A 24,686-nucleotide genomic window follows, 5' to 3' on the forward strand; every position below is an offset into this window, starting at 1 on the left:
ACGGGCGGCGGCGGGCGCGTGGTGCTGTGCCGGGGTAGCTCACTGCCCCATGGCCTGACGCCACTGGAGTTCGGCGGACCCGAGCGGGGAACGACGGCCGGGCTGGGGGACCGTGCGCCCGCTGTACGTGAACGGTGTCGCCGGTTCGGTGAGCGGGCCGAAGTCGGTCCCGGTGGTCGACAGCGCGGCGAACGGCGCGTGCCCGGGCCGGGGCAGGCCGAGGACGTTCTCCCGTGCCAGCAGCCCGAGTTCCTGTACCCAGTGGCACACCCCGGCCAGGGTCACGCGGATCCGCCATGAGCCGCCCTCCGTCGCACGCCGGTGCAGGACCGTTGTGACGGCGGCGGCCCCGAGGTAGGCGGCGAGGTAGTCGTTGAGCAGGTACGTCGGCGGCAGCGACGGTCGGTCCGTCCACTCGTCGACGGCGAATCCGGTTGCCGAGCAGGCGAGTTGGTCGAAGCCGCCGCGTTCGCCCCAAGGGCCGTCGGCGCCCCAGGCGTGGTACTCGAGGGTGACGAGTCCGGGGCGGCGCCGGACGAGTTCCTCGGTCGACGCCCCGTGCCGGTCAAGTCCCCGGTAGGCGTGCACGAAGACGTCCGCGTCCCGGAGCGCGTCGTGGAAGGCCGCACGGTCGTTGTCGTCGCGCAGATCGCAGTAGGCATTGCGCTTGCCGCCGCCGGTCATCGCGATCATCGGGATCGGGTCGGGGCGATCGGGACGCGTCAGGTGCAGCACGTCGGCGCCGAACTGGGCGAGGAGCCGCGTCGATACGGGGCCCGCGATGACATGGGTGAGATCCAGCACCCGTACGCCCGCGAGCGCCTCATCGGCCTCGGCGATCGGCTCCAGAGGCCGGACCGGTCCGTCACCGATGCGTTCGATCTCGACGACCGGGCGCTGCGCCACGTACCGCCCCGCGGGGTGCGCGAGCCACTCGTCCCGGCTGCGCACCACGCAGGCGACGCCGCCCCGCGCGCAGATGGCCTCCTCCAGCGTGAAGGCGTCCCAGCCGGCCGTCGCCTGCGCGATCCCCACCTTGTCGGGCCCGCACCTCAGCACGGAGTGGACCGCGTCCCGCAGATGCGGATAGGTGGTGATGATGAAGATCCACCGGCCGTCGCGCGTCCGGTAGAAGTCGTTGTTGCCGAGCAGCGTCGGATCGTCGAGCAGGACACCGATCGGGCGTCCCGAGAGCGTCGTGTGATACGTCGCCATGAGCTGGTCGATCGCGGCTCCGGCTCGCACTTCCACCTTCTGGTGCCGGTGACCTCGCTGTTCACCGAGGGTCGCCGTCTGCCGTGCGAAGACACCGATGGCGGCGGACATGGCGTCGGCGAGGCGGTGCACCGAGGGCACCAGGGGGTCGGTCCCGACGACGGTGACGTCCTCGGCTCCCCGGGCCGGGTCGGGGTCGCCGAGGGTGTGCAACAGCCGGGAGACGATCTCTCCGGTGGTTGTCAGCCGCGTCGGTTCGGTCGTGGTCAGCGCGTTGGAGGTCATGCCGGGATGCTCGTTCCCGGCACTGTGCGAGCGCCCGGATTCACGGATATCCGTGAATCGGTGCGGACGTCAGGTCTGCGTCTCCTGGAGGTGCGCGAGGAGCCGGGCCGCCGCCCGGTCCAGGAACAGCCGCTCCGAGCGGCCGTGACGCCGGTGCATCAGAACGAGGGCTCCCGTGACGACGGGGCCCTCGGTGACGGGGATCGCGAGTGCGCTGACCTCGGGATCGGCCAGACCCTCGCTGCGGCTGATCCGCGACGCGCGGATCGCCGGAAGCGCGGAACGGAACTCCGCGACCGCCTCGGGATCGTGACGGGCGAGCTCGTCGAGCAGATCACGGCGCTCCGCCTCGTCGGTGAAGGCCAGCAACAGACGGCCCGCGGCGGTGCGCAGCAGCGGCCGGGCGACGTGTCCGTCGGCAAGCGGCACGAGGCGGGGAATCTCGTCCTCGCCGCCGCGTGCGAGGTGTACGGCGTCGAGCCCCACCCGTATCGTGAGCAGCACCGGGGTACCCGCGACGCGGCTCAGTTCGTCGAGCTCGGCCTGACTGATCCGCGGGACGACCCGGCCGGCGATGAGGTTGAGGACGTGAGGGGCGGGCTCGAGCCGGAAGCGCCGGTGCTGCTCCAGCAGAAACCCTGTCGCGACAAGGCCGTTGACCAGATCCTGCACCGAACTCGCCGGCGCCCCGACCGCCCGCGCCAGCTCGGCCACGGTCGCCCCGCCCGGCGCCCGCGCGGCGGCCTCCAGGATCCACGCGACCCGGTCCACGGTACGGTGACGCTGCCGTCGGCTGTGCTCGCCCATCCCGCCCCACCCTGTCTTTCCTGCGCATCGCCGACCGCTCGCGCCGGCACGACCCGTCGATCCTTTCCTGCGCCACCCCGACGGGCAAGTCGGCCCCGGCCCCCGACGCCCCTATACGGGGGGCGGTAGACACCGTCCTGACCAGGTTGAAGACCTCGCGGGCGGCATACCGCTTGAGGCATCGGATGATCTCACGCCGCGTCTTGCCCTCCTGGGTGCGGCGTTCCTAGTACGCCTGGGTGCGCGGGTCCTGCCCGGCGCACCGTGCCTAACGTGCGGGCCCGGGCGAGCAGCTGACGGTAGCCGGCCGCCGTGGCCGGAAAGGGCTTGGTGCCCAGTGGTCTGGCCCAGTGGGCAGACCACTGCGGCGATATGAACCTCGCCGTGCGTATCCACGCCCAGGACGGCCTCGCCCCGAGCGGGCGGGCCTTCGCTGGTGGAAGAGGTACTGCGCTGTCTGGTCATCATGGTGGTCCGCCTCCCGCGTGGTGATGTGCTGGGTGGCTGGCACCTGCCCGGTCGGGCGGTCTGAACCGTGATGGCGCCTGAAAGATGGCAAGGCCGGGGATGTCGGCACCTGCCCGCTGTGGAACGTCTATGAGGCGTTCGCCGCCCCTGGACGCATCCACGTGCAGATCGTCGAAACGCCGGATGGACAGTTCTACTCGTGTACCGCCAGGGCTGTCACCTGCCACCGCGCCAGCTGGGGCGAGCCCGGCAAGACCTTCGTCATCGGCCTTTGCTCGCTGCGAGGTCCACCACGCCCACCGGCTCTTCTACTCCGACGGCGTTGGTGCGCTGCCCCGTGGTGCAGACAGTTGTGGAGAAGCCACCCTGGTCGTGAAGTGACCTGAGTAAAGATGTCGGCTTCTGTGGCGTATAACGATCGGTCGGAGTCGGATCCAGGATGTGCCAAGGGCTGGGACTGAGCATGCTCAGTGTTTCTGGGTGGGGATGCTCTGACTGGCGGGAGGATGGGTGGGTGCTGTCCCGGGTCCGGGGTCTGACTCATGATTTCTCTGACCGAGGTGTCCTGGTGTCACAGTGTCGGCTGTTGGCCGGGGATGGTGCGTTGTCGGTGCCGGGCTGGCGGGGTGTGTCCCGATAGGGGCCTGCCGATTGTTGTGGCGTCCTCACGATTCTGACCGTCTGACGCGGCCCGGTACCGGCGACGCGACATGTCGTCGGACCGGAAGGAGAGGAACGGGCATGTCCAGTTCGACCGTGCCCAGTACGTCGCCTGCTCCCAAGACCCGCCGTCGTCGCCCGGCGGAGGAGGTGGTTCTGGGAGTGGATACACACCGGGATGCCCACGTAGCCTCGGTGCTTTCCGTGACGGGGGCAGTCCTTGCCACCGACGAGTTCCCGGCTACCGCGGCGGGATACCGAGCTCTGCTGAAGTGGGCCAGGAAGTCCGGAGCTGTGCGGCGGGCCGGGGTGGAGGGGACCGGCTCTTTGGGGGCGTCCTTGTCGCGCTATCTGCTGGCTCAGGGCGTGGACGTGTTTGACGTGAATTGGATGGACCGGGCGGATCGTCGGCGGCGCGGTAAATCGGATCCGCTCGATGCTCAGAATGCGGCGCGAGCCGTGTTGAGCGGGCGGGCCCGAGCCCCGGGCCAAAACGGGCGACGGGCCGGTGCAGATCGCGAGAATGTACAAACTCACGAAGGCATCGGCCGTCAAAGCTCGCACCCAGGCCACCAATCAGCTCAAGTCCGTGCTCATTACTGCTGATCCCGCTTTACGGGAAGAAATGGCCGGACTGGGCAATGCCGAACTCCTCCGTATTTGTGGGCGGTTCGCGGACGCGAGTAGTTGCGAGGACACCGGGGAGGAGTCGGTGCTGCAGGCCACTCGGATCACGTTGGGTTGGCTGGCTCGCAGTGTTGGCCAGCTCTCCGAGCAGATCCGGGACGTGGAGACTCGTCTTGCCCGGCTCGTGGAATGGCATGCCCCGCAGCTGCTCGACGTGGTGGGGATCGGCCTGGACACGGCGGTCACGTTGCTGATCACGGTGGGGGACAACCCGGAACGGCTGGACAGCGAGGCGTCGTTCGCCGCGCTGTGCGGGGTCAGTCCCGTCGAGCGTTCCTCGGGACGCCGGCAGTTCCGTCGCCTCAACCGTGGCGGTGATCGGCAGGCCAACGCCGCGCTCCACCGCATCGTGTTCACCCGCCTGCGGGTCGACCCGCGCACTCAGGACTACTACGAGCGCCGGATCAAGGAGGGCAAGACCCGGCGTGAAATCGTCCGGTGCCTCAAGCGTTATGCGGCCCGGGAGGTCTTCCACCTGGTCAGACAGCTACAGCCAGGACCCCGCTCATAGGGGCTGTCGTGACAGATGAGAGGGTCTGGCGGGTGAGTGAGACACCGGCGAACACCCTCCAATACCGCTCTGACGGGCCCGAAGACGCCCCAGTCCTGGTCCTGGGGCCGGCACTGGGTACCACATGGCACATGTGGGACCGCCAGATACCCGAGCTGACCCGGCACTGGCGGGTGGTCCGCTTCGACCTGCCCGGCCACGGCGGCGCCCCCGCCGCGCCCGCCGCCTCCGTCGACGACCTCGGCGACCGGCTCGTCGCCACGCTCGAGTCGCTCGGCGTCGACCGCTTCGGCTACGCCGGCTGCTCCCTCAGCGCCGCCGTCGGCATCGACCTGGCCTTGCGCCACCCCCACCGGCTCGCCTCCCTCGCCCTCGTCGCCGCCTCCGCCCGCTACGGCACGGCCGACTCCTGGCGGCAGCGCGGCGCCGCGGTCCGCAGGGACGGCCTCGACCCCGTCGCCCGCTCCGCGCCCGAGCGCTGGTTCACCGCGAACTTCTCCGGCGCCCAGCCCGCCATCGTCGACTGGGCCGTGCAGATGGTCGGCACCACCGACACCTACTCCTACATCGCCGCGTGCGACGCGCTGGCCGCCTTCGACGTACGGGCCGAACTGACCCGCATCAGCGTGCCGACGCTGGTCATCGTCGGCGCCGAGGACACCACGACGCCGCCCGCGGACGCGCGGGTCCTGGTCGCGGGCATCCACGACGCGAAGCTGGCCGTGGTCCCGGGCGCGTCGCACCTGACCCCGGTGGAACAGCCGTCGGCGGTGACGGACCTGCTGGTCCGCCACTTCACGACGGCCTGGCAGATGTCGACGCAACAGGGGCTGTCGGCGGTGACGGGGGCGTCTCCGACGCAGGGTCCGGCGGGTTCGGCGGGTTCGGCCGCGAGTGCGGCCGGGCCGGGAGGTTCGGCCGTCGGCGCACCCGGCGCGGGATTCGGTGCTCCGGGGTCCGGTACGGGTGGGGCTTTCGGTACGGGTGGGCAGGGGGGTGGGTCGGGGGCCGGTACGGCTTCGGTGATGCCGTCGGGTACGGGCCAGGACGGCACGAACCCGGTGTTCGGTGCTCCGGGGTCCGGTACGGGTGGGGCTTTCGGTACGGGTGCGCAGGGCGGCGGGTCGGGGGCCGGTACGGCTTCGGCCATGCCGCCGGGCGCGGGCCAGGACGGCACGAACCCGGCCTTCGGCGCGCCGGGATCCGGTACGGGCGGCGCCTTCGGCGGCCCGGGGGCGGGCAGGGGGCCGGTGGTGCAGCCGGGGGCGGGCGCTCCGGGTTCTGCCGGCACCGGCGTGGGTGCTCCGGGCACGATGCCGCCCGGCGCAGGCGCGGGCTTCGGTGCAGCGGGGGCAGGCCCTGCCGAACCCGCTCCCGGCACGCCCGCCCCTGCGGGTCCCGGCGCTTCCGGGCCGGGTGGCCCGGGGGCCTCGGGTACCGGTTTCGGCTCGATGGGACGGGGGCCCGGGGCCCAGGACGCCGCGGGCCCGGGTGCTTCCGGATCCGGTGCAGGTTCCCCGGGATCTACGGGTACCGGTACCGGTACGGGTACGGGTACGGGTACGGGTGCCGGGTCGGCGGGGCAGGGGGCCGGTGCGCACGGTTCTGCAGGCTCCGGTGCCAACGGTCCCGGCGTGGGGTCCCCGGCGGCTTCCGGTTTCGGTGCCTCGGGGCACGGGGCCGGTGCACATGAGCCCGTAGGCAACGGCGCTTCCGGTTCCGGCGTGGGCGCACCCGGGCCGGGGGCGCCCGCAGGGATACCCGGACCGGCGTCGGCCGGTGGTGGGTTCGGGGCTGTGGGCCTGCCCGCTCCCGGTGCCGGGTTCGGCGCGCCCGACGGCGGCTCCGCCGCCCCCGGCTGCGCCGCCCCGCGCGGGTTCGGGCCGCCCCCGGCGGACATGCACGGCCCCGCCGACGCCCACGACCACGAGCACGGCGAGCGCATCCGGCGCGAGGTGCTCGGCGACGAGCCCGTCGACCGGGACGGCTTCACCGGTGACTTCCACGACCTCGTCACCCGTTCCGCCTGGGGCGGCGCCTGGGCCCGGCCCGGTCTCGACCGCCGTACCCGAGCCCTGATCACCCTGACCGCCCTCACGGCCCGCGGCCACGTCGACGAGATCGCCCCGTACACCCGCGGAGCGCTCCGCAGCGGTGTCACCCCCGACGAGATCAAGGAGACCCTGCTGCACACGGCCGTCTACTGCGGCCTGCCGGCCGCGGGCGCCGCGTTCGCCGCCGCGCAGCGTGTCATCGCCGAGGAGGCGGGCTCCGGGGCGTAGCGGCAGGGGCGTAGCAGTATGGGCTCATGGAGCTGAAGCTGAAGCTGACGAAGAAGAGCCACGCGTGCGTCCGCCTGGAGAAGGACGGCCGCACGCTCGCCATCGACCCCGGGGCCTTCAGCGAGGCGGACGCGGCCGTCGGCGCCGACGCGATCCTCGTGACCCACGAGCACCCCGACCACTTCGCCGAGGACCGGCTGCGGGCCGCGCTGGAGGCGAACCCCGCGGCCGAGCTGTGGACGCTGCGCAGCGTCGCGGAGCAGGTCGCTCCGGCCTTCCCGGGCCGGGTGCACACGGTGGGGGAGGGGGACACCTTCACGGCGGCGGGTTTCGACGTGCAGGTGCACGGGCAGCTGCACGCCGTGATCCACCCGGACATCCCGCGGATCACGAACGTCGGCTATCTCGTGGACGGTTCGGTCTTCCACCCGGGCGACGCGCTGACGCTGCCGGGCGGGCCGGTGGACACGCTGATGCTGCCGGTCATGGCGCCCTGGAACAAGATCTCGGAGGTCATCGACTACGTGCGGGAGCTGGCGCCGCGGCTCGCGATCGACATTCACGACGCGCTGCTCACCGACCTCGCGCGGCCGGTGTACGACCGGATGCTGACGCCCGCCCGGGTCGGCGCCGAGCACGCCCGGCTGGCGCCCGGGGAGACCGTCACCATCTGAGGCCTGAAGACCGAGGCCCGAGGCCCGGGGGCATGAGGCGGCTGATTGTCGGACCCGGCCGTTAGGGTTGCTCTATGCGCATCGCCACCTGGAACGTGAACTCGATCACCGCCCGTCTCCCGAGGCTGCTGGCCTGGCTGGAGAGCAGCGGCACGGACGTGCTGTGCATACAGGAGACGAAGTGCGCGGAGGAGGCCTTCCCGTTCGACGAGCTCCGCGAGCTGGGCTACGAGGCCGCGGTGAACGCCACCGGCCGGTGGAACGGCGTGGCGATCGTCTCCCGGGTGGGCCTGGAGGATGTGGTGAGCGGCCTGCCGGGCGGGCCCGACTACGACGGCGGGCAGGAGCCCCGCGCGATCTCGGCGACGTGCGGCGGCGTCCGCGTCTGGTCGGTCTACGTGCCCAACGGCCGGGAGGTCGGCCACGACCACTACGCGTACAAGCTCCGCTGGCTGGAGACCCTGCGGGACGCCGTCGCCGCCGATGCGGAGGGCGAGCGCCCGTTCGCCGTCCTCGGTGACTACAACATCGCCCCGACCGACGAGGACGTCTACGACCCGGCCGTCTTCGAGGGCGCCACGCACGTCACCCCGGCCGAGCGGGCGGCGCTCGGCGCCCTGCGCGACCTGGGCCTGTCCGACGTCGTGCCGCGCCCGCTGAAGTACGACCGCCCGTACACGTACTGGGACTACCGCCAGCTGTGCTTCCCCAAGAACCGGGGCATGCGCATCGACCTCGTCTACGGCAACACCCCCTTCGTGAAGGCGAAGCAGGACGCGTTCGTCGACCGCGAGGAGCGCAAGGGCAAGGGCGCCTCGGACCACGCCCCGGTCGTCGTCGACCTGGACGTCTGAGCCCGGGCGCCCCGCCCGCCGCGCCGCCCGCCGCGCCGCCGGGCCCTGCCGGCGGGCCGGCGCGTGATCAGACCAGCTCGCGCAGGTCGATCGCGTCGCTGAACGCCTTCATGCCGGCGTCGTTGGGGTGCAGGTGGTCGCCGCCGTCGTAGGCCGGCAGCATCCGGTCCGGCTGCTGCGGGTCCCGGATCGCCGCGTCGAAGTCGAAGACGGCGTCGTACGTGCCGCCGCCGGCCAGGATGTGCCGGTTGATGGCGGTGCGCCGGGCCTCGGCGTCCGGCGTGCAGTCGTAGAAGCCGCCGCAGGGCGCGATGGTGGCGGCGATGACCCGCAGCCCGCGCTCGTGGGCGCGCGCCGCGATCGCCTTGAGCCCGGCGATGACCTGCTCGGCCTTCGTGCCGGACCGGATGTCGTTGACGCCCTCGAAGAGGATGACGGTACGGGCCGAGGTCTGCGCCAGCACGTCCCGCTCCAGCCGGTGCTGGGCGCTGACGCCGCTCATGATGGTGCTGGTCCCGTCACCGGGGTAGCGGTCGGTCACCACGCGGTTGCCGGAGATGCCGTGGTTGAGGATCCCGAACCGCGGCACGCCGTGCTGCCCCCGCAGCCGCCGCGCCAGCAGGTCGGGCCAGCGGCCGTTGGCGCCGGGCGTCGACCGCTCGCCGTCGGTGATGGAGTCGCCCAGCGTCACCACGGACCCGGGCCCGTCCGCGACGTCCACGCCCGTCAGCAGCGGCCACGTCGAGAGCGTGCCGGTGTACGCGCCCGCGCCGCGCTCGCCCGTCCGGTCGCCGCTGCCGTCGCCGGTGAGGTAGGAGACCTGGCTGGTGTAGCTGTGCACGGGCACGGCCGGCACGGTGCCGGGCAGGTGGATGCTCACCAGCAGGTTGGTGCCCTCGGGCACCCGGAAGCCCAGCGGGTCGCTGAACGCCTGGGCGCCGGCGGGGATCACGGTGCCCGGCCGCCCGCCGAAGGCCAGGGCACGCGGCGCGCCGGCCGCGGCCGCGCCCTTGCCCTGCAGGGCGACGGTGGCGTGGCCGATCCGCACCGGGCGCGGCGCGAAGGTGTTCTCCAGCCGGATGCGCGTCGCGGGCCCGCCGGCGCTGCTGTGCACGACCAGCCGCAGCGTGCGGTCCGTCCACGGCCCGACGGCCGCGTAGCCGGAGGTGGAGGCGGCCCAGGTGCCGGTCCAGCCGCGGGTGCCGCCGCGCAGCGCGAGCGAGAACACGTGCAGGTCGCGTTCGGGCCCGGGGTCCTGCGGCAGCACGACGGATTCGACGTCGCGGCCGGGCGCGACCGGTACGGACACGGTGTACAGCCGGGTGGTCGCGGTCTTCCGCCCGCTGCCCGTGTTGAGGTGGGGGAGGCCGACGGCCTTCGTGGTCAGGAGGCCGCTGCGCCAGTCCGGAGCCGCGAGCCGGTAGGTGCTGCGCGAGCCGTCGCGGTAGCGCACCGTGCCGGTGCCGGCGGCGTCGCCGCCCGGCGCGCCCTTGGTGGTGCCGGCGACGAGGAACGTCAGGGCCTCGCCGCGGCCGCCGAGCCGGACGGCCTGACCGGCGGCGCGGACGTTGTCGGGCTTCCCGGGGGCGGAGCGGGGCCAGTGCAGCCGGGCGCCGTCGAAGGCGAGTTCGCGGCCGGGCGTCCAGCCGGCGGCCGTGAGGTCCTGGGCGGAGAGGGAGTTGCCGGCGCCGTCGAAGTCGGCACCGCCGGGGCGGGCGTCGTCGCTGACCGCCCGGTTGTCGAAGAGCCGCTCCAGCGGGAGCGGCTCTCTGCCGGGTTGCGCACCGGGTTGTGATCCGGCGGCGAGCGCCGGAGTGTTTGCGGCAGCGACGGCGCAGGCGGCGCCCACGATCCCCACCGCGGCGGCCCGGGCCGCAGCCCGCGCCGCCGTCCACCGTCTGTGCCGTCTCCCGCCCGGTGTCTTCGTTCGGAGCATGTGTCTCATGCCTCCCTTGGTTCCCCGCTCGGTCAGTGGCTGCATGAAGCTAAGGAGACGCATGGGCAACGTCAAGGAGGCCATCCGGTCACGTCGGGCGCCGCGCGCCTGTGGTGGGGCCATCCGTGCGAGTGCGATCCTGTCCGGTATGAACATTCCCTTCTTGGACAGTTGGCGAAAGCGACACGGACCGGGGCGCGGCGCGGCACTGGCGAACGCGGTCGACCGCGACCCGGAAGGTCTTGCGGAGCTGCTGTCCGAGTGCGAACTGCTGCGCACGCACGCGCAGTCCGCAGGGGTGGTGCTCGACGACTCCCCCGCTTCCCTGGAGGCGCTGGACCAGCTGCAGCCGCGCTGGCGGGACGACCCGGAGCTGGTGCCCTGGCTGGGCAACGACGCGGGCCTCTACCTGGGCACGGTCGTCATCCGTACGGTGCCGGGCGCGGGGTGGTGGATCTGGCCGGACGGCCAGCCGGTGGTGCGGCTCGCCAACGGCCGGGAGGTCGACGTGGTCGAGGCGGGCCGCGAGTGGGCGGCCGACGGCGTACCGGAGCTGTCGCAGCTGTACGCGGAGCTCTCGGAGAACTGACCGGGCACGCGGGGCGGGGCGACCAGGGGGGGCGGCGGGGGGCACTACAGGGGCGGTCCGGGGGCGGCGGTCCGGGGGAGCGGTCTCAGCTGGTGAAGGCGATGTCGTACTCGACGCGCCAGCGGTCGGCGCGCACGACGATGTCGGAGGTCTCCACGGCCCGCCCGTCGCCGTCGAAGTGCGTGCGCTCGATGACCGTGACACAGCTGCCCGCGGCGCAGCCGAGCGCCTCGGCCTCCGGCGTGCTCGCCGGCCGGGAGCCCACGAGCTCCCGGGCCCGCACGACCCGGATGCCGATGGCCGCGAGCCGCCCGCGGACCCCGCGCCGGGCGTAGGGGCCGCGCTCGGGCAGGGCGACGTCCGTGCCCTCGGTGATGGCGAGCGGCTCCCAGCTGGTGGCGAGCTGCACGGGGTGCCGGTTGGCCAGGTATTCGTACTGGGTGCAGAGCACGCGGGTGCCCGCCCCGATCTGCAGCCGCTCGGCGATCCGCTCCGGGGCCGCGGTCTCGGTGGATGACGCTTCCCACGTAAGGGTGGTGTTGCGGGCGGTGCCGCCGTCGGGCGGGGGCTGCCGGCCGGACTGCTCGCCCCGGCGCGGGACGGGCGGCCCGTACCCCCGGATCTGGGCGGCGAAGGGGGAGTCGACGGCCCCGGTGGAGCGGAGCAGGCTGCCGAGGGGCGCCCGGTCGGTGACGAACACGCCGCGGCCGAACTGGCCTTCCGCGTAACCGGCGGCCTTCAGCACGCGCACCGCCCGGTCCACGGTCTGGTCGCTCGCGGCGTAGGTGCGCTTGAGCTCGGAGCGGGAGGGGATGCGCTCGCCCACCGCGAGCCCGCCCTCGTCGATGCGCCGGCGCAGATCGTCCGCGATGCGCTGGTAGACGGGCCTGCTGTCGCCCACCCCCGGCTCCTTTCCCCCGAGTTCCCCCAGTCCGTCCCCCTCAGGCTAGGTACCCAGGCCCGGTCTGTGTACCTAGGGCAAATGGCGGGCAATGTGCAGCGAATGCCCATATGAATGCGTGTCATGGCTGAAGTCCCCTATGGAGGGGAATAGCTTGCCCGGATGGTGAGCGTCGACCCGAAGAGCGCGGAGAGTGGGCGGGACTGGGCATGGCCGTCGATCCCCTGATCGAACTACGTGGTGTCAACAAGCACTACGGCAAGCTGCATGTCCTGCGGGACATCGACCTCACCGTCGGCAGGGGCGAGGTGGTCGTCGTCATCGGCCCCTCCGGCTCCGGCAAGTCCACCCTGTGCCGGGCCATCAACCGGCTGGAGCCCGTCGAGTCCGGCACCATCCTCCTCGACGGGCGTCCGCTGCCCGAGGAGGGGCGCGAGCTCGCCAAGCTGCGCGCCGAGGTCGGGATGGTCTTCCAGTCCTTCAACCTCTTCGCCCACAAGACCGTGCTCGCCAACGTCTCCCTGGCACCGCTGAAGGTCCGCAAGCGGTCCAAGGAGGAGGCCGACCGTCGCTCGCGCGAGCTGCTGGAGCGCGTCGGCCTGCTCGCCCACGCCGACAAGTACCCCGCCCAGCTCTCGGGCGGCCAGCAGCAGCGCGTGGCCATCGCCCGCGCCCTGGCCATGGAGCCCAAGGCCCTGCTGTTCGACGAGCCGACGTCCGCGCTCGACCCGGAGATGATCAACGAGGTGCTGGAGGTCATGCAGCAGCTCGCCCGGGACGGCATGACGATGGTCGTCGTCACCCACGAGATGGGCTTCGCCCGCTCCGCCGCCAACCGCGTGGTCTTCATGGCCGACGGCCGCATCGTCGAGGACCGCTCCCCCGAGCAGTTCTTCACCGCACCCGAGAGCGAGCGCGCCAAGGACTTCCTCTCCAAGATCCTCAAGCACTGAGCGGGGAGTGCTGCGCACATGAACAGGCAAGGGAACAGGCAAGGGAACCGGAACAGGCAAGGGAACAGGCAAGGGAACCGGCACCGTCCAGGAGCCCGCACACGGGGCCGCCGGGCCGCCGGCCTGGTCCTCGCCGGGCTCGCCCTGCTCGCCGCCGCCTGCGGCAAGCCCGGCAGCCCACCCGTCAAGGGCCCCAAACCCGACGAACTGCCCGTCTATACGGTCGTCAAGGGCTTCCAGCTCCCCGGCTCGCCCACCTGGCGGGCCGCGAAGGCCCGCGGCCACCTGGTCGTCGGCGCCAAGGAGGACCAGCCCTACCTGGGCGAGAAGGACCCCGCCACCGGCGTCTACTCCGGCTACGACATCGAGATCGCCCGGATGATGTCCGCCTCCCTGGGCTTCGACCCCAAGACCATCCGCTTTCGCACCATCGCCTCCGCCAACCGCGAAACCGCCCTCCAGAACGGCCAGATCGACTACTACGTCGGCACTTACACCATCAACGCCCTGCGCAAGAAGCAGGTCGGCTTCGCCGGGCCGTACTACATCGCCGGGCAGTCGCTGCTGATCCGCACCGACGAGACGGACATCGACGGGCCCCAGGACCTGGCGGGCAAGCGCGTCTGCTCGGCCGCCGGCTCCACCCCGCTGCAGCGCATCCAGCGCGAGTACCCCAAGGCCATCGCCGTCGCGTACGACACCTACTCGGTCTGTGTCGACAACCTCCTCAGCCTCCAGGTCGACGCCGTCACCACCGACGACACCATCCTCATGGGCTTCGCGGCCAAGGCCCCCGACGAGCTGAAGATCGCCGGGAAGCCCTTCTCCAAGGAGCCCTACGGCATCGGCGTGCCCCGCGGCGACAACGCCCTGCGCTTCGCCCTGGACGACGCCATCGAGGCGCACGAGAAGAACGGCGACTGGAAGAAGGCGTACGACGCGACGCTCGGCCTCTCCGGGGTGCCCGCCCCGGCGCCGCCCGCCGTCGACCGCTACCCGGCGAGCTGAGGAGCCCCGTGCTGCATTCTCCCGGGGAACACCCCCCGATCCCCCGGCCGGAACGGCCCGCCCGTCACCTCACCGGGAGGCGCCCGCTGTGAACGTACTCACCGACAACCTCTCCCTCTACGGCGACGGCCTGCTCGGCACCGTGGAACTCACCGTCTACGCCTCGCTGCTCGCCCTCGTCCTGGGCTTCGTGATGGCCTCCTTCCGGGTCGCCCCCGTCGGCTCCCTGCGGGTCTTCGGCACGGTGTGGGTGACGGTGCTGCGCAACACCCCGCTGACGCTGCTGTTCTTCGCGGTGCTGCTCGGCCTGCCGCGGTTCGGCGTCGTCCTGCCCTTCGAACTGTTCGCCGTCCTCGCCCTCGGCTGCTACACGTCGGCCTTCATCTGCGAGGCGCTGCGCTCGGGCATCAACACCGTGCCGACGGGGCAGGGCGAGGCGGCCCGCAGCCTGGGCATGACCTTTACGCAGACCCTGAGCCTCGTCGTGCTGCCGCAGGCCTTCCGCTCCGTCATCCCGCCGGTCGGCTCCACCCTGATCGCCCTCGCCAAGAACTCCGCGATCGCCGGGTCGTTCAGCGTGACCGAGCTCCTCGGCACGTACAAGCCGCTCAACGAGCTCGGCTACAGCGTCATCTGGTCCTTCATCTGGATCGCCGTCGGCTATCTGATCGTCACCCTGTCCATCAGCGCGATCTTCAACGTGCTGGAGAAGCGCTGGGGAGTGCCCCGATGACCGACACCGCGCTCTACGACATCCCCGGGCCGATGGCCCGCCGGCGCCACCTGATTTACGGGCTGGTCTCCACCGCCGTGATCCTGGGGATCGTCGCCGGGGTGATCTACCTGCTGTTCGACACCCACCAGTTCACTGCGGAGAAGTGGCGGCCCTTCGCGTACGAAGGCATCCAGGAGCTGCTGCTGCGCGGCCTCGGCAACACGCTCAAGGCCTTCGCCTTCGCCGCTGTGCTCTCCCTCGCCCTCGGCGGGCTGCTCGCCGCGGGGCGGCTCTCCGACCACCGGCTGCTGCGCTGGGTCGCCACGCTGTTCGTGGAGTTCTTCCGGGCGATGCCCGTGCTGGTGATGATCTTCTTCGTCTTCGTGGCCCTCAAGGTGCAGCCGCTGCCGGCCCTCGTCACCGGGCTCACCCTCTACAACGGCTCGGTGCTCGCCGAGGTCTTCCGCAGCGGGGTGAACTCCGTCGACCGCGGCCAGCGGGAGGCGGCCTACGCCCTCGGGATGCGCAAGACGCAGGTGATGGGGTACGTGCTCGTGCCGCAGGCGCTGCGGGCCATGCTGCCGACGATCATCAGCCAGCTCGTCGTGGCGCTCAAGGACACCTCGCTCGGCTTCCTGATCACCTACGAGGAGTTCCTGCACGCGGGCAAGCTCATCGCCAGCAACCTGGACTACGGGCTGCCGTTCATCCCCGTCGTCATGGTCATCTCCCCGATCTACATCGGCATGTGCATGCTCCTGTCGTGGTTCGCGACGTGGGTCGCCAGGCGCCAGCGCCGCAGCCTGAAGACGGAGGCGGTGGAGGTCGCCCCGGCGGAGCCCGGCACCCTGATGCCGGGTGCCGGGCAGCTCCATCCGTGACGGTTGCGGGGGCTACTCGACGGTGACGGTGCCGCGCATCGACGGGTGGATCGTGCAGTGGTAGGGGAAGGTCCCCCGGGCCCGGAAGACGTGGGTGAAGCTCCTGCCGACGGGGATGACTCCCGAGTCGAAGGTCCTGCCGTCGTCGGATGTCGCGGTGTGGTCGATGTTGTGGTTGTTGATCCAGCGGACCGAGTCGCCCAGATTGACGGTCACGTTCTGGGGGTCGAACCGGGAGTTCTCGATGAACACGATGGTCTCGGCCCTGACCCGGTCCGCGGACCTGTCGGCGGAGGCCGCCGGGCCCGCCAGGAGCGTGCCCAGCGACAGGGCTGCCAGAGATGCGGTGAAGAGGCGGGGGAGTGAGCGAACGGGCATGGGTGCCCTCCTCGGTCGGGAGTGCGAAGAGGCTGCCCTGGTGCCGACCCGTCAATCGCTCGTCACTCGAATGTGTGAACGCAATGGTGTGACGTCGTGTGGGAGGGACGCCCGTGGGTGAACCCCGTCAGCCGTCCTGTCCCAGCCACAGGTCCGGCCCGAAGACCTCGTAGTGGATGTCGGCGGCCGCCACCCCCGCCGCCAGGAGCTGCGTCCGGACCGAGCGGAGGAACGGGAGCGGGCCGCACAGGTAGGCAGTGGTGCCCGGCGGGACGTCGATGCGGGAAAGGTCCGCGTACCCCGTACGGTCCGCGGGCCAGTCACCCGCCGGCTCCTCGTACCAGATGTGCGCGACCGCGTCCGGGAGCTTCTCCGTCAGCTGCAGCAGGTCGGCGCGGAAGGCGTGGGTGGCCTCGCTGCGGTCGGCGTGGACGGCGATCACGCGGCGGCGCGAGCCGGTCGCGGCCAGGTGGGAGAGCATCCCGGTCATCGGGGTGCACCCGATGCCCGCCGAGGCCAGCAGCACGGGGGAGGTGCCGTCGTCGAGGGCCACGTCCCCGCAGGGCGCGCCGACCATCAGCGTGGTGCCCACGCGCGCGTGGGCGTGGAGGTGGTGGGAGACCTCGCCGGCCGGGTCGCCGGTCACGCGTTTGACGGAGAACTGCAGGGCGTCGTCGGGGTGGCCGGAAAGGCTGTACTGGCGGATCTGCCGCGCACCGTCCGGGAGCTCGGTGCGCACCGAGACGTACTGCCCCGGGCGGGCGGCGGGCAGCGGACGGCCGTCCAGCGGCTGGACCAGGAAGGTCGTGACCTCCGCGGTCTCCTCGATGCGGCCGGTGACGCGGTACGGGCGGAAGACGTCCCCGGCGGCGGCGCCGGCCTGCTCGTACAGGCGGGCCTCCAGGGCGATGAGGGCGTTGGTCATCAGCCAGTAGACCTCGTCCCAGGCGGCCGCCACCTCCTCGGTGACCGCCTCGCCCAGCACCTCCGCGATGGCGGCGAAGAGGTGCAGGTGGACGACGTGGTACTGCTCGGGGGCGATCCCCAGGGAGACGTGCTTGTGGGCGATGCGCGAGAGCATCGCGTCGGGGCGGGTCTCCGGGTGCTCGACCAGGGCGGTCGCGAAGGCGGCTATGGAGCCGGCGAGAGCCTGCTGCTGGGTGCCGTTCGCCTGGTTCCCGCGGTTGAACAGGTCGCGCAGGAGCTCGGGGTGGGCGGCGAAGAGCTTGTCGTAGAAGAGTGGCGTGATCTCGCCGATGGCGCCGCCGACGGCGGGGAGGGTGGCGCGGACGATCTCGGTCGACTTGGGGGACAGCATCGGCGCTCCTTAATTGGCATCTTGAATGCATATTTTTGGGCGTGCGAAGGACCGCGGGGAGGGGAGGGACTTCAGTCCTGCGGGTGTGTGCCGAGGCTCAGCAGGACCGGTCCGGTCGGCGGTCCGGTCAGCTCCTCGACTGTGAGGGGGTCCAGGGCGGCGTAGAACGCCTCCTGTGCGTTCCGCAGGGCCCCGCGCAGCCGGCAGGCCGCGCGCAGCGGGCAGGGTGGATCGTCCTCGCACCCGACGACGTCGCCGGTGCCTTCGAGCTCGCGCACCAGCCGGCCGACGGAGCCCGTCCGCCCGGCGGTGGTGAGGGTGAGTCCGCCGCCGCGGCCCCGGCGGGCCTCGACGACGCCCAGGTGCTGCATCCTGCTGACCACCTTGGCGGCATGGGTGTACGGCACGCCGACCGCCTCGGCCACCTCACGGGTGGTCGGGCTGTCGTCGCCGGTCACGGCCAGGCGCATGGCGATGCGCAGCGCTATGTCGGTGCTCTTGGTCAATCGCACATCTGCACTCTACCTAATCCGATTCTTGTACTCCAATTTACCCTCGGGCCATTAGTTGACAGACGGTCACCGCCCGGCGAGTCTGACGTCCGCGATCACCGCAAGACACACTCAGGACAATCCGATGGAGGCACCGGTGGCACACGCGCACGGACGTGGTGGGCGGTACAGGAAGGGACTCGCGGCGCTCGGCGCCGCGGCGGCCCTGGCGGCGGGGACGGCCGGCACTGCGACGGCGTCGGGCGCGGAGGGAACCGCGGCCCCCGAGGGCGGCCAGCGCTACGTCGCCCTCGGCGACTCCTACACCTCCGCCCCCGGCGTCCCCGAGCAGACCGGCGGCGACTGCGCCCGCTCCAGCGTCAACTACCCGGCGCTCACCGCGAAGGCCCTGCACCACACGTCCTTCAAGGACGTCAGCTGCAGCGGCGCCAAGACCGACGACATGTGGCGCGCCCAGGGCGACAACCCGCCGCAGCTCAACGCGCTCGGCCGGAACACCCGCCTCGTCACGCTCGGCATCGGCGGCAACGACATCGGCTTCGGCGACATCATCGGCACCTGCGCCCAGCTGTCCGCCACCGACCCGGCCGGCGCCCCCTGCCGCACGAAGTACACCGAGGGCGGCACGGACCAGCTCACGGCCCGTATCGCCGGCGCCGCGCCCAAGGTCGCCAAGGTGCTGAAGGACGTGCACAAGCGTGCCCCGCACGCGCGCGTGGTGCTCGTCGGCTACCCGGCGATCATGCCGGAGGACGGCGTCGGCTGCTTCCCGGCCGTGCCGATCGCCGCGGGCGACGTCTCCTACCTGCGCGACACCGAGAAGCAGCTCAACACGATGCTGCAGGGCGAGGCCCGCAAGGCCGGCGTCCGCTTCGCGGACACCTACAAGCCGACCCTCGGCCACGACGTGTGCAAGCCCGCCGCGGACCGCTGGGTCGAAGGCGCCCAGCCGGAGAACCCGGCCGCCCCGTTCCACCCCAACGCCAAGGGCGAGGCGGCCATGGCCGTCGCGGTGACGTCGGCGGCCCGCGGCCACTGACGCGACGCGCGCCCGCGCGGGTCGCCCCGCGACCGGCGAGCCGGCTCTGCCCGGCACCCTGCCTTCGGTGGACGGCCCGGTGCCGGACGCTGCTCTCCGCCGCGACGGCGAGGGCGGCCGGTTCATGCCCCGGCACCCCGCTGTCACCCGACCGCCCGGGTGCCGGGCATTTCCTTCCGCCGCGGCGGTGATGCGCCACGACGGTGGTGTCCGGCGGTGCCGTACGGGCTGAGGCCTGTCCGGCACCGCCGGTCGCGTTCGGCGGGGGTTGCGCGCCGTTGCGGCGGGCTTGCACGGGCGCCCCGGCCACTTCTTCGCGCCGCGCCGGTGGCGGCGCGGCGCGGTGCCGCCACCGGCCGAGTCGGCCGGCACCGCCGATTGCGTCGGGTGGGGTTGCGCGCCGCGCCGCCGGGGGTAGGCTCCGGGGCCCGCTCGCCGCTTGGAGGCAGAATGGCCCGCCCGAGAACGAAGAAGCCGCCCCACCGACGTCTGCCCGTACTCGCCGCCGCGGCCTCCCTGGTCGTCGGACTCGGCGCCCTGCCGGCCACAGCCCAACCGAGCGGCCCGCCCGTCGAGGCGAGCCGCACCCCGGCCAAGACCCCCGTCGCCGCCGGCTACGGCGGCGCCGTGGCCAGCGTCGACGCCGACGCCTCGGCCGCGGGCATCGAAGTGCTCCGCAAGGGCGGCAACGCCGTCGACGCCGCCGTGGCCACCGCGGCCGCGCTCGGCGTCACCGAGCCGTACTCCGCGGGCCTCGGCGGGGGCGGCTACTTCGTCCACTACGACGCGAAGCGGCGCCAGGTCTCCACCATCGACGGCCGCGAACGCGCCCCGCTGAGCGCGGACAAGAACCTCTTCCTGGAGAAGGGGAAGCCGATCCCCTTCGCCGACGCCGTCACCAGCGGCCTGAGCGTCGGCACCCCCGGCACCCCCGCCACCTGGGACACCGCCCTGCGCACCTGGGGCACGCGCTCGCTCGCCCAGGTGCTGCGGCCGGCCGAGCGCATCGCCCGCTCGGGCTTCACCGTCGACGCCGCCTTCCGTCAGCAGACGGCCGACAACGAGGCCCGCTTCAAGGACTTCCCGGCGACGGCGAAGCTCTTCCTGCCCGGCGGCCGCCCGCCCGCCGTCGGCAGCACCCTCAAGAACCCCGACCTCGCCCGCACTTACGCGCTGCTGGGCGAGCGCGGCGTCGGCACCCTGTACCGCGGCGAGGTGGGCCGCGACATCGTCCGGACCGTGCGCAAGCCGCCCGTCGACCCCGCCTCCGGGCGCGTGGCCCGCCCCGGCGACCTGACCGAGCGGGACCTGCGGCAGTACGCGACGAAGCGCCAGGCGCCGACCCGCACGTCCTACCGCGGCCTGGACGTCTACGGCATCGGCCCCTCCTCCTCCGGCGGCACGACGGTCGCCGAGGCCCTCAACATCCTGGAGAAGAGCGACCTTTCGAAGCTCGACACGAAGACCTACCTGCACCGCTACATCGAAGCCGGCAGGATCGCCTTCGCCGACCGCAACCGCTGGGTGGGCGACCCGGCCTTCGAGTCCGTGCCCACCAAGGCCCTCACCTCCCAGCGCTACGCGGACTCGCGCGCGTGCCTGATCAAGGACGGCGCGGTGCTCACCAGCCCGCTGGCGCCCGGCGACCCGCGCCGCCCGGTGCCCTGCGGCACCCACGGCAAGGCCGCACCCACCCCCTACGAGGGCGAGCACACCACCCATCTGACGGTTGCCGACAAGTGGGGCGACGTCGTCGCCTACACGCTCACCATCGAGCAGACCGGCGGCAGCGGCATCACCGTCCCCGGCCGCGGCTTCCTGCTCAACAACGAGCTGACCGACTTCTCCTTCGTCCCCGTCACCCCGGGCGTCCACGACCCGAACCTGCCCGGTCCGGGCAAGCGCCCGCGCTCGTCGGTTTCGCCCACGATCGTCCTCGACCACGGGCGGCCCGCGTTCGCCCTCGGCTCGCCCGGCGGCGCCACGATCATCACCACGGTGCTGCAGACCCTCCTCAACCACGTCGATCGCGGGATGCCGCTCGTCGACGCGATCGCCGCGCCGCGCGCGAGCCAGCGCAACGCCGCCGCCACCGAGCTGGAACCCGGCCTGTGGAACAGCCCGCTGCGCGGCCGCCTGGAAGGCATCGGGCACGTCTTCAAGTCCAACCCCGAGATCGGTGCGGCGACCGGCGTCCAACTGCTGCCGGACGGCCGGTGGGTGGCCGCCGCCGAACGGACCCGGCGCGGCGGGGGCTCGGCGATGGTGGTGCACCCGAGCGGGAAACCGCCGGTGCGCTGAAATGCGCCCGGGCGGGTGACGGGCCGCGGCGCATCACCGGCCGCGGCCCGGTGAGGATCACGGCATATGGCTGTGCACTGTGGAGAATCCACCGGCCGGCGCCGGGTCCTCACCGGCGCCCCGGGCGTAGCGACCGGGCTGTCCTTGCTGTCCTTGTTGTTCGGCGCGCTCGCGGTGTGGTTGCTGGGCAGCCCCGCCGCGAGCGCGGCTTCGGCGGCCCCCGCCACCTGCAGGGTCGGCGCCTACCTCAGCGACCTGTACGACATCGATCCCGCGCAGCACACGTTCTCCGCCCGGCTGCACCTGTGGTCCGTCTGCGACCGCAAGGAGGACGACCCGCTGCCGGCGGCCTCCTTCACCAACGCCAACGACCCGGAGAAGAGTGAGCCCGCACTGACGTCGGAAGGCGGCCGCTTCCGGGACCTGATGCGGGTGCAGGGGGTCTTCCGGCAGGACTGGGACGTGCGGGCCTTCCCGTTCGACCGGCACCGCATCGAGATCGTGGTCACCTCGTTTACTGATGTCGAGCACTTCCGCTTCACGCCGGACAACGTGCACTCCGCCGCCAACGAGGGCATCGCGCCGCCCGGCTGGCGGATGAGCGGATTCCGGCTCGTGACCGCCGAGCATCGCTATCCGACCAACTTCGGTGACCCCACGCTCCCGAGGGGCATGGGCAGCACCCACAGCCGCGTCATCGTCCAGGTCGACCTGGCGCGGGCCGACCCCGTCATCTTCTGGAAGCTGACCGGTCCGCTCTACCTGATGCTGCTCATCGGCACCGCGACCTTCCTGCTGCCCTCGCACAGCGAGGAGCTGGGCATGGCGGAGCGGCTGGACACGCTGCAGAGCCGGCTGGCCCTGCTGGGCGGCGGGCTGTTCGTCGTGATGCTCAACATGCAGCAGGTCAACGTGGTCGTCACCAGCACCGTCGGGCTGACGCTCATCGACGGGCTGCACCTGCTGACCCTCTGCTACGTGCTGGTGGCGGTGATCGGCACGGTGCTCTCCTGGCGCTGGACGGTCCGGGGCGGCGACCCGGCCCTCGCGGAGCGGCACCACCACCGGGGCGCCTTCCTGGGCCTGGTGAGCTATGCGCTGCTGGCCGCCGCGATGGTGGGCCTGGCCGCCACGGTGGGGTGAGCCGGACTCAGCCGAGCAGCTTGATCACCTCGTTCGTCGTACCGGTCTCCGCCAGCCGCGGCAGGACCTTCTCCACGGCGATGCGGTGCACCTCCGGGTCGGGGTCGGTGACGGCGTCGGTCACGACCGTCACGTGGTAGCCGTGCTCGTGGGCGGCGCGCGCGGTGGACTCCACGCCCGCGCCCGTCGCGATGCCCGCGAGGACGATCTGGGTGACGCCGCGGCGCCGCAGCTGCAGGTCCAGGTCGGTGGCGTGGAACGCGCCCCAGGTGTGCTTGGTGACCACGATGTCGCCGTCCTCCCGGCCGAGTTCGGGCACCAGGTCGGCGAAGTCGGCCGGCGGGCGCCCGCTGCGCAGGGGCGCTTCGGAGCGGCCGGGCGCGGAGCCGACGACGCGGACGAGGACGACCGGCAGGCCGCGGTCGCGGAAGGCGGCGGCCAGGCGCGCGCCGCGCTCGACGATCTCCTGGGCGGGGTGGGCGGTGGGCATCGCCACGATGCCCTTCTGGAGGTCGATGAGCACAAGGGCGGTGGTCGTGTCGAGAGTGGTGACGGGCATGGCCGTGGGCTCCTTCTCGGGGGTCAGGTGCGGGTACGCGCGCGAAGGGCGCGGTCGGTTGCGGTGAGGACGAGCAGCAGCAGGCTCAGTGCACCGGTGACGGCCGCGAGCCGGTGGAGCCCGGCGTCGCTCGCCCGCTGCCCGAAGCAGAGGGCGAGGAGGCCCGTGGCGGCCATCGCGCTCGTGTACTGGGCGGTGCGCTGCAGGCCGGCGGCGGAGCCGACGCGGTCGGGCGGCGCCTGGGCGTAGACGGCGGCCTGGTTGCCGGTGGAGGCCAGGCCCTGGGGGATGCCGAAGAGGGCGGAGGCGATCAGCAGCGCGGCGAGCGGGGTGCCGCCGGTGGCCGTCACGAGGATGCCGCTGCCCGCGGCGAGCAGTGCGGCGGCGGTGGTGAGCGGGGCGCGCAGGCCCTTCGTCCGGGCGCCGAGCAGGGAGCAGCCGGCCGCCGCCAGGGACATCGGCAGCATCACCAGTCCCGCCTGGAAGGAGGTGCAGCCGCGGGCCTCCTCCAGCCACTGGGCGTATCCGTACAGGGCGCAGTAGATCGCCAGGTAGGTGAGCCCGTGGCGCAGGTAGGTGCGCAGGAGGGCGTCGCGTGGCGGGGCGGCGGGCGAGGGGCCGCCGGAAGGTTGCTGCGGTCGTACGGGGCCCTGCTGCGGTTGTACGGGGCCGGTGTCGCCGGTAGCGGCACCGGTGTCGTCGGGGCCGGGGCCGGGGCCGGGGCCGGGGCCGGGGCCGGCGGTGGCCGGGTGCCTGCGGTCGTGCGGCAGCCACGGCAGGGCCACGGCCAGCGCCAGCAGGGCCAGGGGCACGTTGACCGCGAAGATGCCCCGCCAGCCCGTGGTCGCGGTGAGGAGCCCGCCGAGGGTGGGGCCGAGGGCCGCGCTGCCGAGGGCGGCGAGCGAGAGGCGTCCCATCACGGGGCGGGGCGCGGGGCGGCCGGTGCGCAGGGACTCGGCGCGCAGCATCGCCATCGCGGCGGGATAGGCGGCGGAGGTGCCGAGGCCGAGCAGCACGCGGGCGGCGATCAGCCAGCCGAAGGCGGGGGCGAACGTGCCGAGCAGGCCGCCGGCGCAGACGACGCCGAGGCCGGCGAGGAAGATGTGGCGGGGGCCGAGGGAGTCGGCGAGGCGGCCCATGACGGGCTGGCCGACGGCACTGGTGAGGTAGAGGGAGGACAGGAGCCAGGCGGTGCCGGAGGGGCCGGTGCCGAAGTCGCGGCCGACGGCCACCAGACCGGTGGCGATCATGGTGCTGTTGAGGGGGTTGAGAACCGCGCCGAGGAGCAGCGGCGTCATCAGGCGCGCGCCGAAGCCCCGGTCCGGGGCGGCCCCGGAGTCCCGGGCGCGCAGGGGCGCCCCTAAGGCTTTCACTCCTCCACCAGGCGCTTGAGCAGGAGGGCCGCGTCGGCGAGGGTCCGCTGCTCGTCCTGGGTGAGCCGGTGGGCGATGGCGTCGGCGAGCCAGGCGTGCTTGGAGTGCCGTACGGAGGCGACGGCCTCTTCGCCGTCCTCCGTGAGGGAGAACAGGACCTGGCGTCCGTCCGTGGGGTGCGGGGAGCGGGCGACCAGACCCAGCTCCTCCAGCCTGGCGACGATGACGCGCATGGACTGCGGCCGGACGAGCTCGGCGCGGGCCAGGTCCGCGGTGGTGGCGGGCCCGCCGCCTGCGAGGCGGCCGAGGACCGTGCGCTGGGAGGGGGTGAGGGAGCCCTGCGGGGAGGCCGCGCGCAGGCGGCGCATGAGCTGGGAGACCGTCGCGGCCAGATCGGCGGCGGCGCGTTCCTGATCGGTTTCCTGATCGGTTTCCTGGTCGGGCATGCGCCCACCGTAAAATATTGACAGGCAAACTTGCAAGTTTTTCTGTTCTGCTGTGTGGGGGCCGGGTTATCCACAGGACGATCGATGGTCTTGCCGCGCGGCGTGCCGCGTCCTACGGTCGCAACCACACGTGGATCTACGCGTGTCAGCCTGGCCGGTCGGCCCGGCTGACGCCCCCGTGAAGGAGCAGC

General features: G+C 72.6%; 21 protein-coding genes and 3 pseudogenes. 14 read left to right on the plus strand and 10 right to left on the minus strand.

The annotated features are described in order from the left end of the window. Positions 1 to 39 precede the first annotated feature (39 nt). The gene (locus tag FGW37_RS25935) at positions 40 to 1,500 is read right to left on the minus strand and encodes a CoA transferase (protein WP_179083250.1); all 1,461 of its coding nucleotides are present in this window, start codon (positions 1,498 to 1,500) and stop codon (positions 40 to 42) included. A gap of 69 nt (positions 1,501 to 1,569) precedes the next feature. Beyond that, entirely contained in the window at positions 1,570 to 2,307 is a 738-nt protein-coding gene (locus FGW37_RS25940; RefSeq protein WP_179083251.1) for a helix-turn-helix domain-containing protein, read from the minus strand. Between the two features lie 572 nt (positions 2,308 to 2,879). Here FGW37_RS25940 and FGW37_RS25945 point away from each other — a divergent pair. From FGW37_RS25945 to FGW37_RS25970, 6 genes and pseudogenes are all read left to right on the plus strand, one after another. Further along, positions 2,880 to 3,099 (plus strand): annotated as a pseudogene (locus tag FGW37_RS25945) (short-chain fatty acyl-CoA regulator family protein); the annotation flags it as partial. A 417-nt stretch (positions 3,100 to 3,516) separates the two neighbouring features. Then, positions 3,517 to 4,633: pseudogene (locus FGW37_RS34220) on the plus strand (IS110 family RNA-guided transposase). A 32-nt stretch (positions 4,634 to 4,665) separates the two neighbouring features. Continuing rightward, positions 4,666 to 5,458, plus strand: a pseudogene (locus FGW37_RS34015) (alpha/beta fold hydrolase); the annotation flags it as partial. 1,073 nt (positions 5,459 to 6,531) lie between these two features. Then, positions 6,532 to 6,915 carry a carboxymuconolactone decarboxylase family protein gene (locus FGW37_RS34020; protein ID WP_425506664.1) on the plus strand — a complete coding sequence of 128 codons (384 nt, stop codon included), beginning with the start codon at positions 6,532 to 6,534 and terminating at the stop codon, positions 6,913 to 6,915. A 38-nt stretch (positions 6,916 to 6,953) separates the two neighbouring features. Beyond that, entirely contained in the window at positions 6,954 to 7,589 is a 636-nt protein-coding gene (locus FGW37_RS25965) for an MBL fold metallo-hydrolase (protein ID WP_179084918.1), read from the plus strand. Positions 7,590 to 7,663: 74 nt separating this feature from the next. Then, positions 7,664 to 8,443 carry an exodeoxyribonuclease III gene (locus FGW37_RS25970; RefSeq protein ID WP_179083252.1) on the plus strand — a complete coding sequence of 260 codons (780 nt, stop codon included), beginning with the start codon at positions 7,664 to 7,666 and terminating at the stop codon, positions 8,441 to 8,443. Positions 8,444 to 8,510: 67 nt separating this feature from the next. On the opposite strand, the gene FGW37_RS25975 is transcribed toward FGW37_RS25970, so the two are convergent. Next, positions 8,511 to 10,379, minus strand: a complete 1,869-nt coding sequence (locus tag FGW37_RS25975; protein WP_179083253.1) for an SGNH/GDSL hydrolase family protein — start codon at positions 10,377 to 10,379, stop codon at positions 8,511 to 8,513. Positions 10,380 to 10,527: 148 nt separating this feature from the next. Here FGW37_RS25975 and FGW37_RS25980 point away from each other — a divergent pair, with 148 nt between their 5' ends. Continuing rightward, complete coding sequence (locus tag FGW37_RS25980; protein ID WP_179083254.1) at positions 10,528 to 10,968, plus strand: DUF6278 family protein; 441 nt, start codon at positions 10,528 to 10,530, stop codon at positions 10,966 to 10,968. Positions 10,969 to 11,053: 85 nt separating this feature from the next. On the opposite strand, the gene FGW37_RS25985 is transcribed toward FGW37_RS25980, so the two are convergent. Further along, positions 11,054 to 11,869, minus strand: coding sequence for a GntR family transcriptional regulator (locus FGW37_RS25985; RefSeq protein ID WP_179083255.1), 816 nt, complete (start codon positions 11,867 to 11,869; stop codon positions 11,054 to 11,056). A gap of 209 nt (positions 11,870 to 12,078) precedes the next feature. Between FGW37_RS25985 and FGW37_RS25990 the strand changes: the two genes are divergently transcribed. From FGW37_RS25990 to FGW37_RS26005, 4 genes are all read left to right on the plus strand, one after another. Beyond that, positions 12,079 to 12,822 (plus strand): amino acid ABC transporter ATP-binding protein, encoded by a 744-nt coding sequence (locus FGW37_RS25990; protein WP_179083256.1) that lies wholly within the window; start codon positions 12,079 to 12,081, stop codon positions 12,820 to 12,822. An 18-nt stretch (positions 12,823 to 12,840) separates the two neighbouring features. Further along, positions 12,841 to 13,830, plus strand: a complete 990-nt coding sequence (locus tag FGW37_RS25995) for a glutamate ABC transporter substrate-binding protein (protein ID WP_179083257.1) — start codon at positions 12,841 to 12,843, stop codon at positions 13,828 to 13,830. An 88-nt stretch (positions 13,831 to 13,918) separates the two neighbouring features. Then, the gene (locus tag FGW37_RS26000) at positions 13,919 to 14,563 is read left to right on the plus strand and encodes an amino acid ABC transporter permease (protein WP_179083258.1); all 645 of its coding nucleotides are present in this window, start codon (positions 13,919 to 13,921) and stop codon (positions 14,561 to 14,563) included. Further along, positions 14,560 to 15,426 (plus strand): amino acid ABC transporter permease, encoded by an 867-nt coding sequence (locus FGW37_RS26005; RefSeq protein ID WP_179083259.1) that lies wholly within the window; start codon positions 14,560 to 14,562, stop codon positions 15,424 to 15,426. Before FGW37_RS26000 ends, FGW37_RS26005 begins: the two co-directional genes overlap by 4 nt. A gap of 12 nt (positions 15,427 to 15,438) precedes the next feature. On the opposite strand, the gene FGW37_RS26010 is transcribed toward FGW37_RS26005, so the two are convergent. The 3 genes from FGW37_RS26010 to FGW37_RS26020 form a co-directional block, all read right to left on the minus strand. Further along, positions 15,439 to 15,804 carry a cupredoxin domain-containing protein gene (locus FGW37_RS26010; RefSeq protein ID WP_179083260.1) on the minus strand — a complete coding sequence of 122 codons (366 nt, stop codon included), beginning with the start codon at positions 15,802 to 15,804 and terminating at the stop codon, positions 15,439 to 15,441. Between the two features lie 127 nt (positions 15,805 to 15,931). Continuing rightward, entirely contained in the window at positions 15,932 to 17,122 is a 1,191-nt protein-coding gene (locus tag FGW37_RS26015; RefSeq protein ID WP_179083261.1) for a globin domain-containing protein, read from the minus strand. A 71-nt stretch (positions 17,123 to 17,193) separates the two neighbouring features. Next, positions 17,194 to 17,634, minus strand: a complete 441-nt coding sequence (locus FGW37_RS26020; RefSeq protein WP_179083262.1) for an RrF2 family transcriptional regulator — start codon at positions 17,632 to 17,634, stop codon at positions 17,194 to 17,196. A 136-nt stretch (positions 17,635 to 17,770) separates the two neighbouring features. Here FGW37_RS26020 and FGW37_RS26025 point away from each other — a divergent pair, with 136 nt between their 5' ends. From FGW37_RS26025 to FGW37_RS26035, 3 genes are all read left to right on the plus strand, one after another. After that, positions 17,771 to 18,673 (plus strand): SGNH/GDSL hydrolase family protein, encoded by a 903-nt coding sequence (locus FGW37_RS26025; RefSeq protein WP_246430572.1) that lies wholly within the window; start codon positions 17,771 to 17,773, stop codon positions 18,671 to 18,673. A gap of 450 nt (positions 18,674 to 19,123) precedes the next feature. Continuing rightward, positions 19,124 to 20,974 (plus strand): gamma-glutamyltransferase, encoded by a 1,851-nt coding sequence (gene ggt / locus FGW37_RS26030; protein ID WP_179083264.1) that lies wholly within the window; start codon positions 19,124 to 19,126, stop codon positions 20,972 to 20,974. A gap of 66 nt (positions 20,975 to 21,040) precedes the next feature. After that, positions 21,041 to 22,117 carry a ligand-gated ion channel gene (locus tag FGW37_RS26035; protein WP_179083265.1) on the plus strand — a complete coding sequence of 359 codons (1,077 nt, stop codon included), beginning with the start codon at positions 21,041 to 21,043 and terminating at the stop codon, positions 22,115 to 22,117. Between the two features lie 7 nt (positions 22,118 to 22,124). Here FGW37_RS26035 and FGW37_RS26040 read toward each other — a convergent pair whose 3' ends face one another. From FGW37_RS26040 to FGW37_RS26050, 3 genes are read right to left on the minus strand one after another with little or no spacing between them, the layout of a single operon-like run. Next, positions 22,125 to 22,676: an isochorismatase family protein gene (locus FGW37_RS26040; RefSeq protein ID WP_179083266.1), complete on the minus strand. Its 552-nt coding sequence runs from the start codon at positions 22,674 to 22,676 to the stop codon at positions 22,125 to 22,127. 23 nt (positions 22,677 to 22,699) lie between these two features. After that, positions 22,700 to 24,049: an MFS transporter gene (locus tag FGW37_RS26045; protein WP_246430573.1), complete on the minus strand. Its 1,350-nt coding sequence runs from the start codon at positions 24,047 to 24,049 to the stop codon at positions 22,700 to 22,702. Continuing rightward, positions 24,046 to 24,495, minus strand: coding sequence for a MarR family winged helix-turn-helix transcriptional regulator (locus FGW37_RS26050; protein WP_179083267.1), 450 nt, complete (start codon positions 24,493 to 24,495; stop codon positions 24,046 to 24,048). Before FGW37_RS26050 ends, FGW37_RS26045 begins: the two co-directional genes overlap by 4 nt. Positions 24,496 to 24,686 lie beyond the last annotated feature (191 nt).

This window comes from Streptomyces rectiverticillatus (assembly GCF_013394065.1).
In the GTDB taxonomy this organism is placed as follows: Bacteria; Actinomycetota; Actinomycetes; order Streptomycetales; family Streptomycetaceae; genus Streptomyces; species Streptomyces rectiverticillatus.

Excerpts from the sequence above, each read along its gene's own strand:
- FGW37_RS25935 (WP_179083250.1), bottom strand. The coding sequence starts at position 1,500 with ATGACCTCCAACGCGCTGACCACGACCGAACCGACGCGGCTGACAACC.
- FGW37_RS25940 (WP_179083251.1), bottom strand. The coding sequence starts at position 2,307 with ATGGGCGAGCACAGCCGACGGCAGCGTCACCGTACCGTGGACCGGGTC.
- FGW37_RS34020 (WP_425506664.1), top strand. The coding sequence starts at position 6,532 with ATGCACGGCCCCGCCGACGCCCACGACCACGAGCACGGCGAGCGCATC.
- FGW37_RS25970 (WP_179083252.1), top strand. The coding sequence starts at position 7,664 with ATGCGCATCGCCACCTGGAACGTGAACTCGATCACCGCCCGTCTCCCG.
- FGW37_RS25975 (WP_179083253.1), bottom strand. The coding sequence starts at position 10,379 with ATGCTCCGAACGAAGACACCGGGCGGGAGACGGCACAGACGGTGGACG.
- FGW37_RS25980 (WP_179083254.1), top strand. The coding sequence starts at position 10,528 with ATGAACATTCCCTTCTTGGACAGTTGGCGAAAGCGACACGGACCGGGG.
- FGW37_RS25990 (WP_179083256.1), top strand. The coding sequence starts at position 12,079 with ATGGCCGTCGATCCCCTGATCGAACTACGTGGTGTCAACAAGCACTAC.
- FGW37_RS25995 (WP_179083257.1), top strand. The coding sequence starts at position 12,841 with ATGAACAGGCAAGGGAACAGGCAAGGGAACCGGAACAGGCAAGGGAAC.
- FGW37_RS26005 (WP_179083259.1), top strand. The coding sequence starts at position 14,560 with ATGACCGACACCGCGCTCTACGACATCCCCGGGCCGATGGCCCGCCGG.
- FGW37_RS26010 (WP_179083260.1), bottom strand. The coding sequence starts at position 15,804 with ATGCCCGTTCGCTCACTCCCCCGCCTCTTCACCGCATCTCTGGCAGCC.
- FGW37_RS26015 (WP_179083261.1), bottom strand. The coding sequence starts at position 17,122 with ATGCTGTCCCCCAAGTCGACCGAGATCGTCCGCGCCACCCTCCCCGCC.
- ggt (WP_179083264.1), top strand. The coding sequence starts at position 19,124 with ATGGCCCGCCCGAGAACGAAGAAGCCGCCCCACCGACGTCTGCCCGTA.
- FGW37_RS26035 (WP_179083265.1), top strand. The coding sequence starts at position 21,041 with ATGGCTGTGCACTGTGGAGAATCCACCGGCCGGCGCCGGGTCCTCACC.
- FGW37_RS26040 (WP_179083266.1), bottom strand. The coding sequence starts at position 22,676 with ATGCCCGTCACCACTCTCGACACGACCACCGCCCTTGTGCTCATCGAC.
- FGW37_RS26050 (WP_179083267.1), bottom strand. The coding sequence starts at position 24,495 with ATGCCCGACCAGGAAACCGATCAGGAAACCGATCAGGAACGCGCCGCC.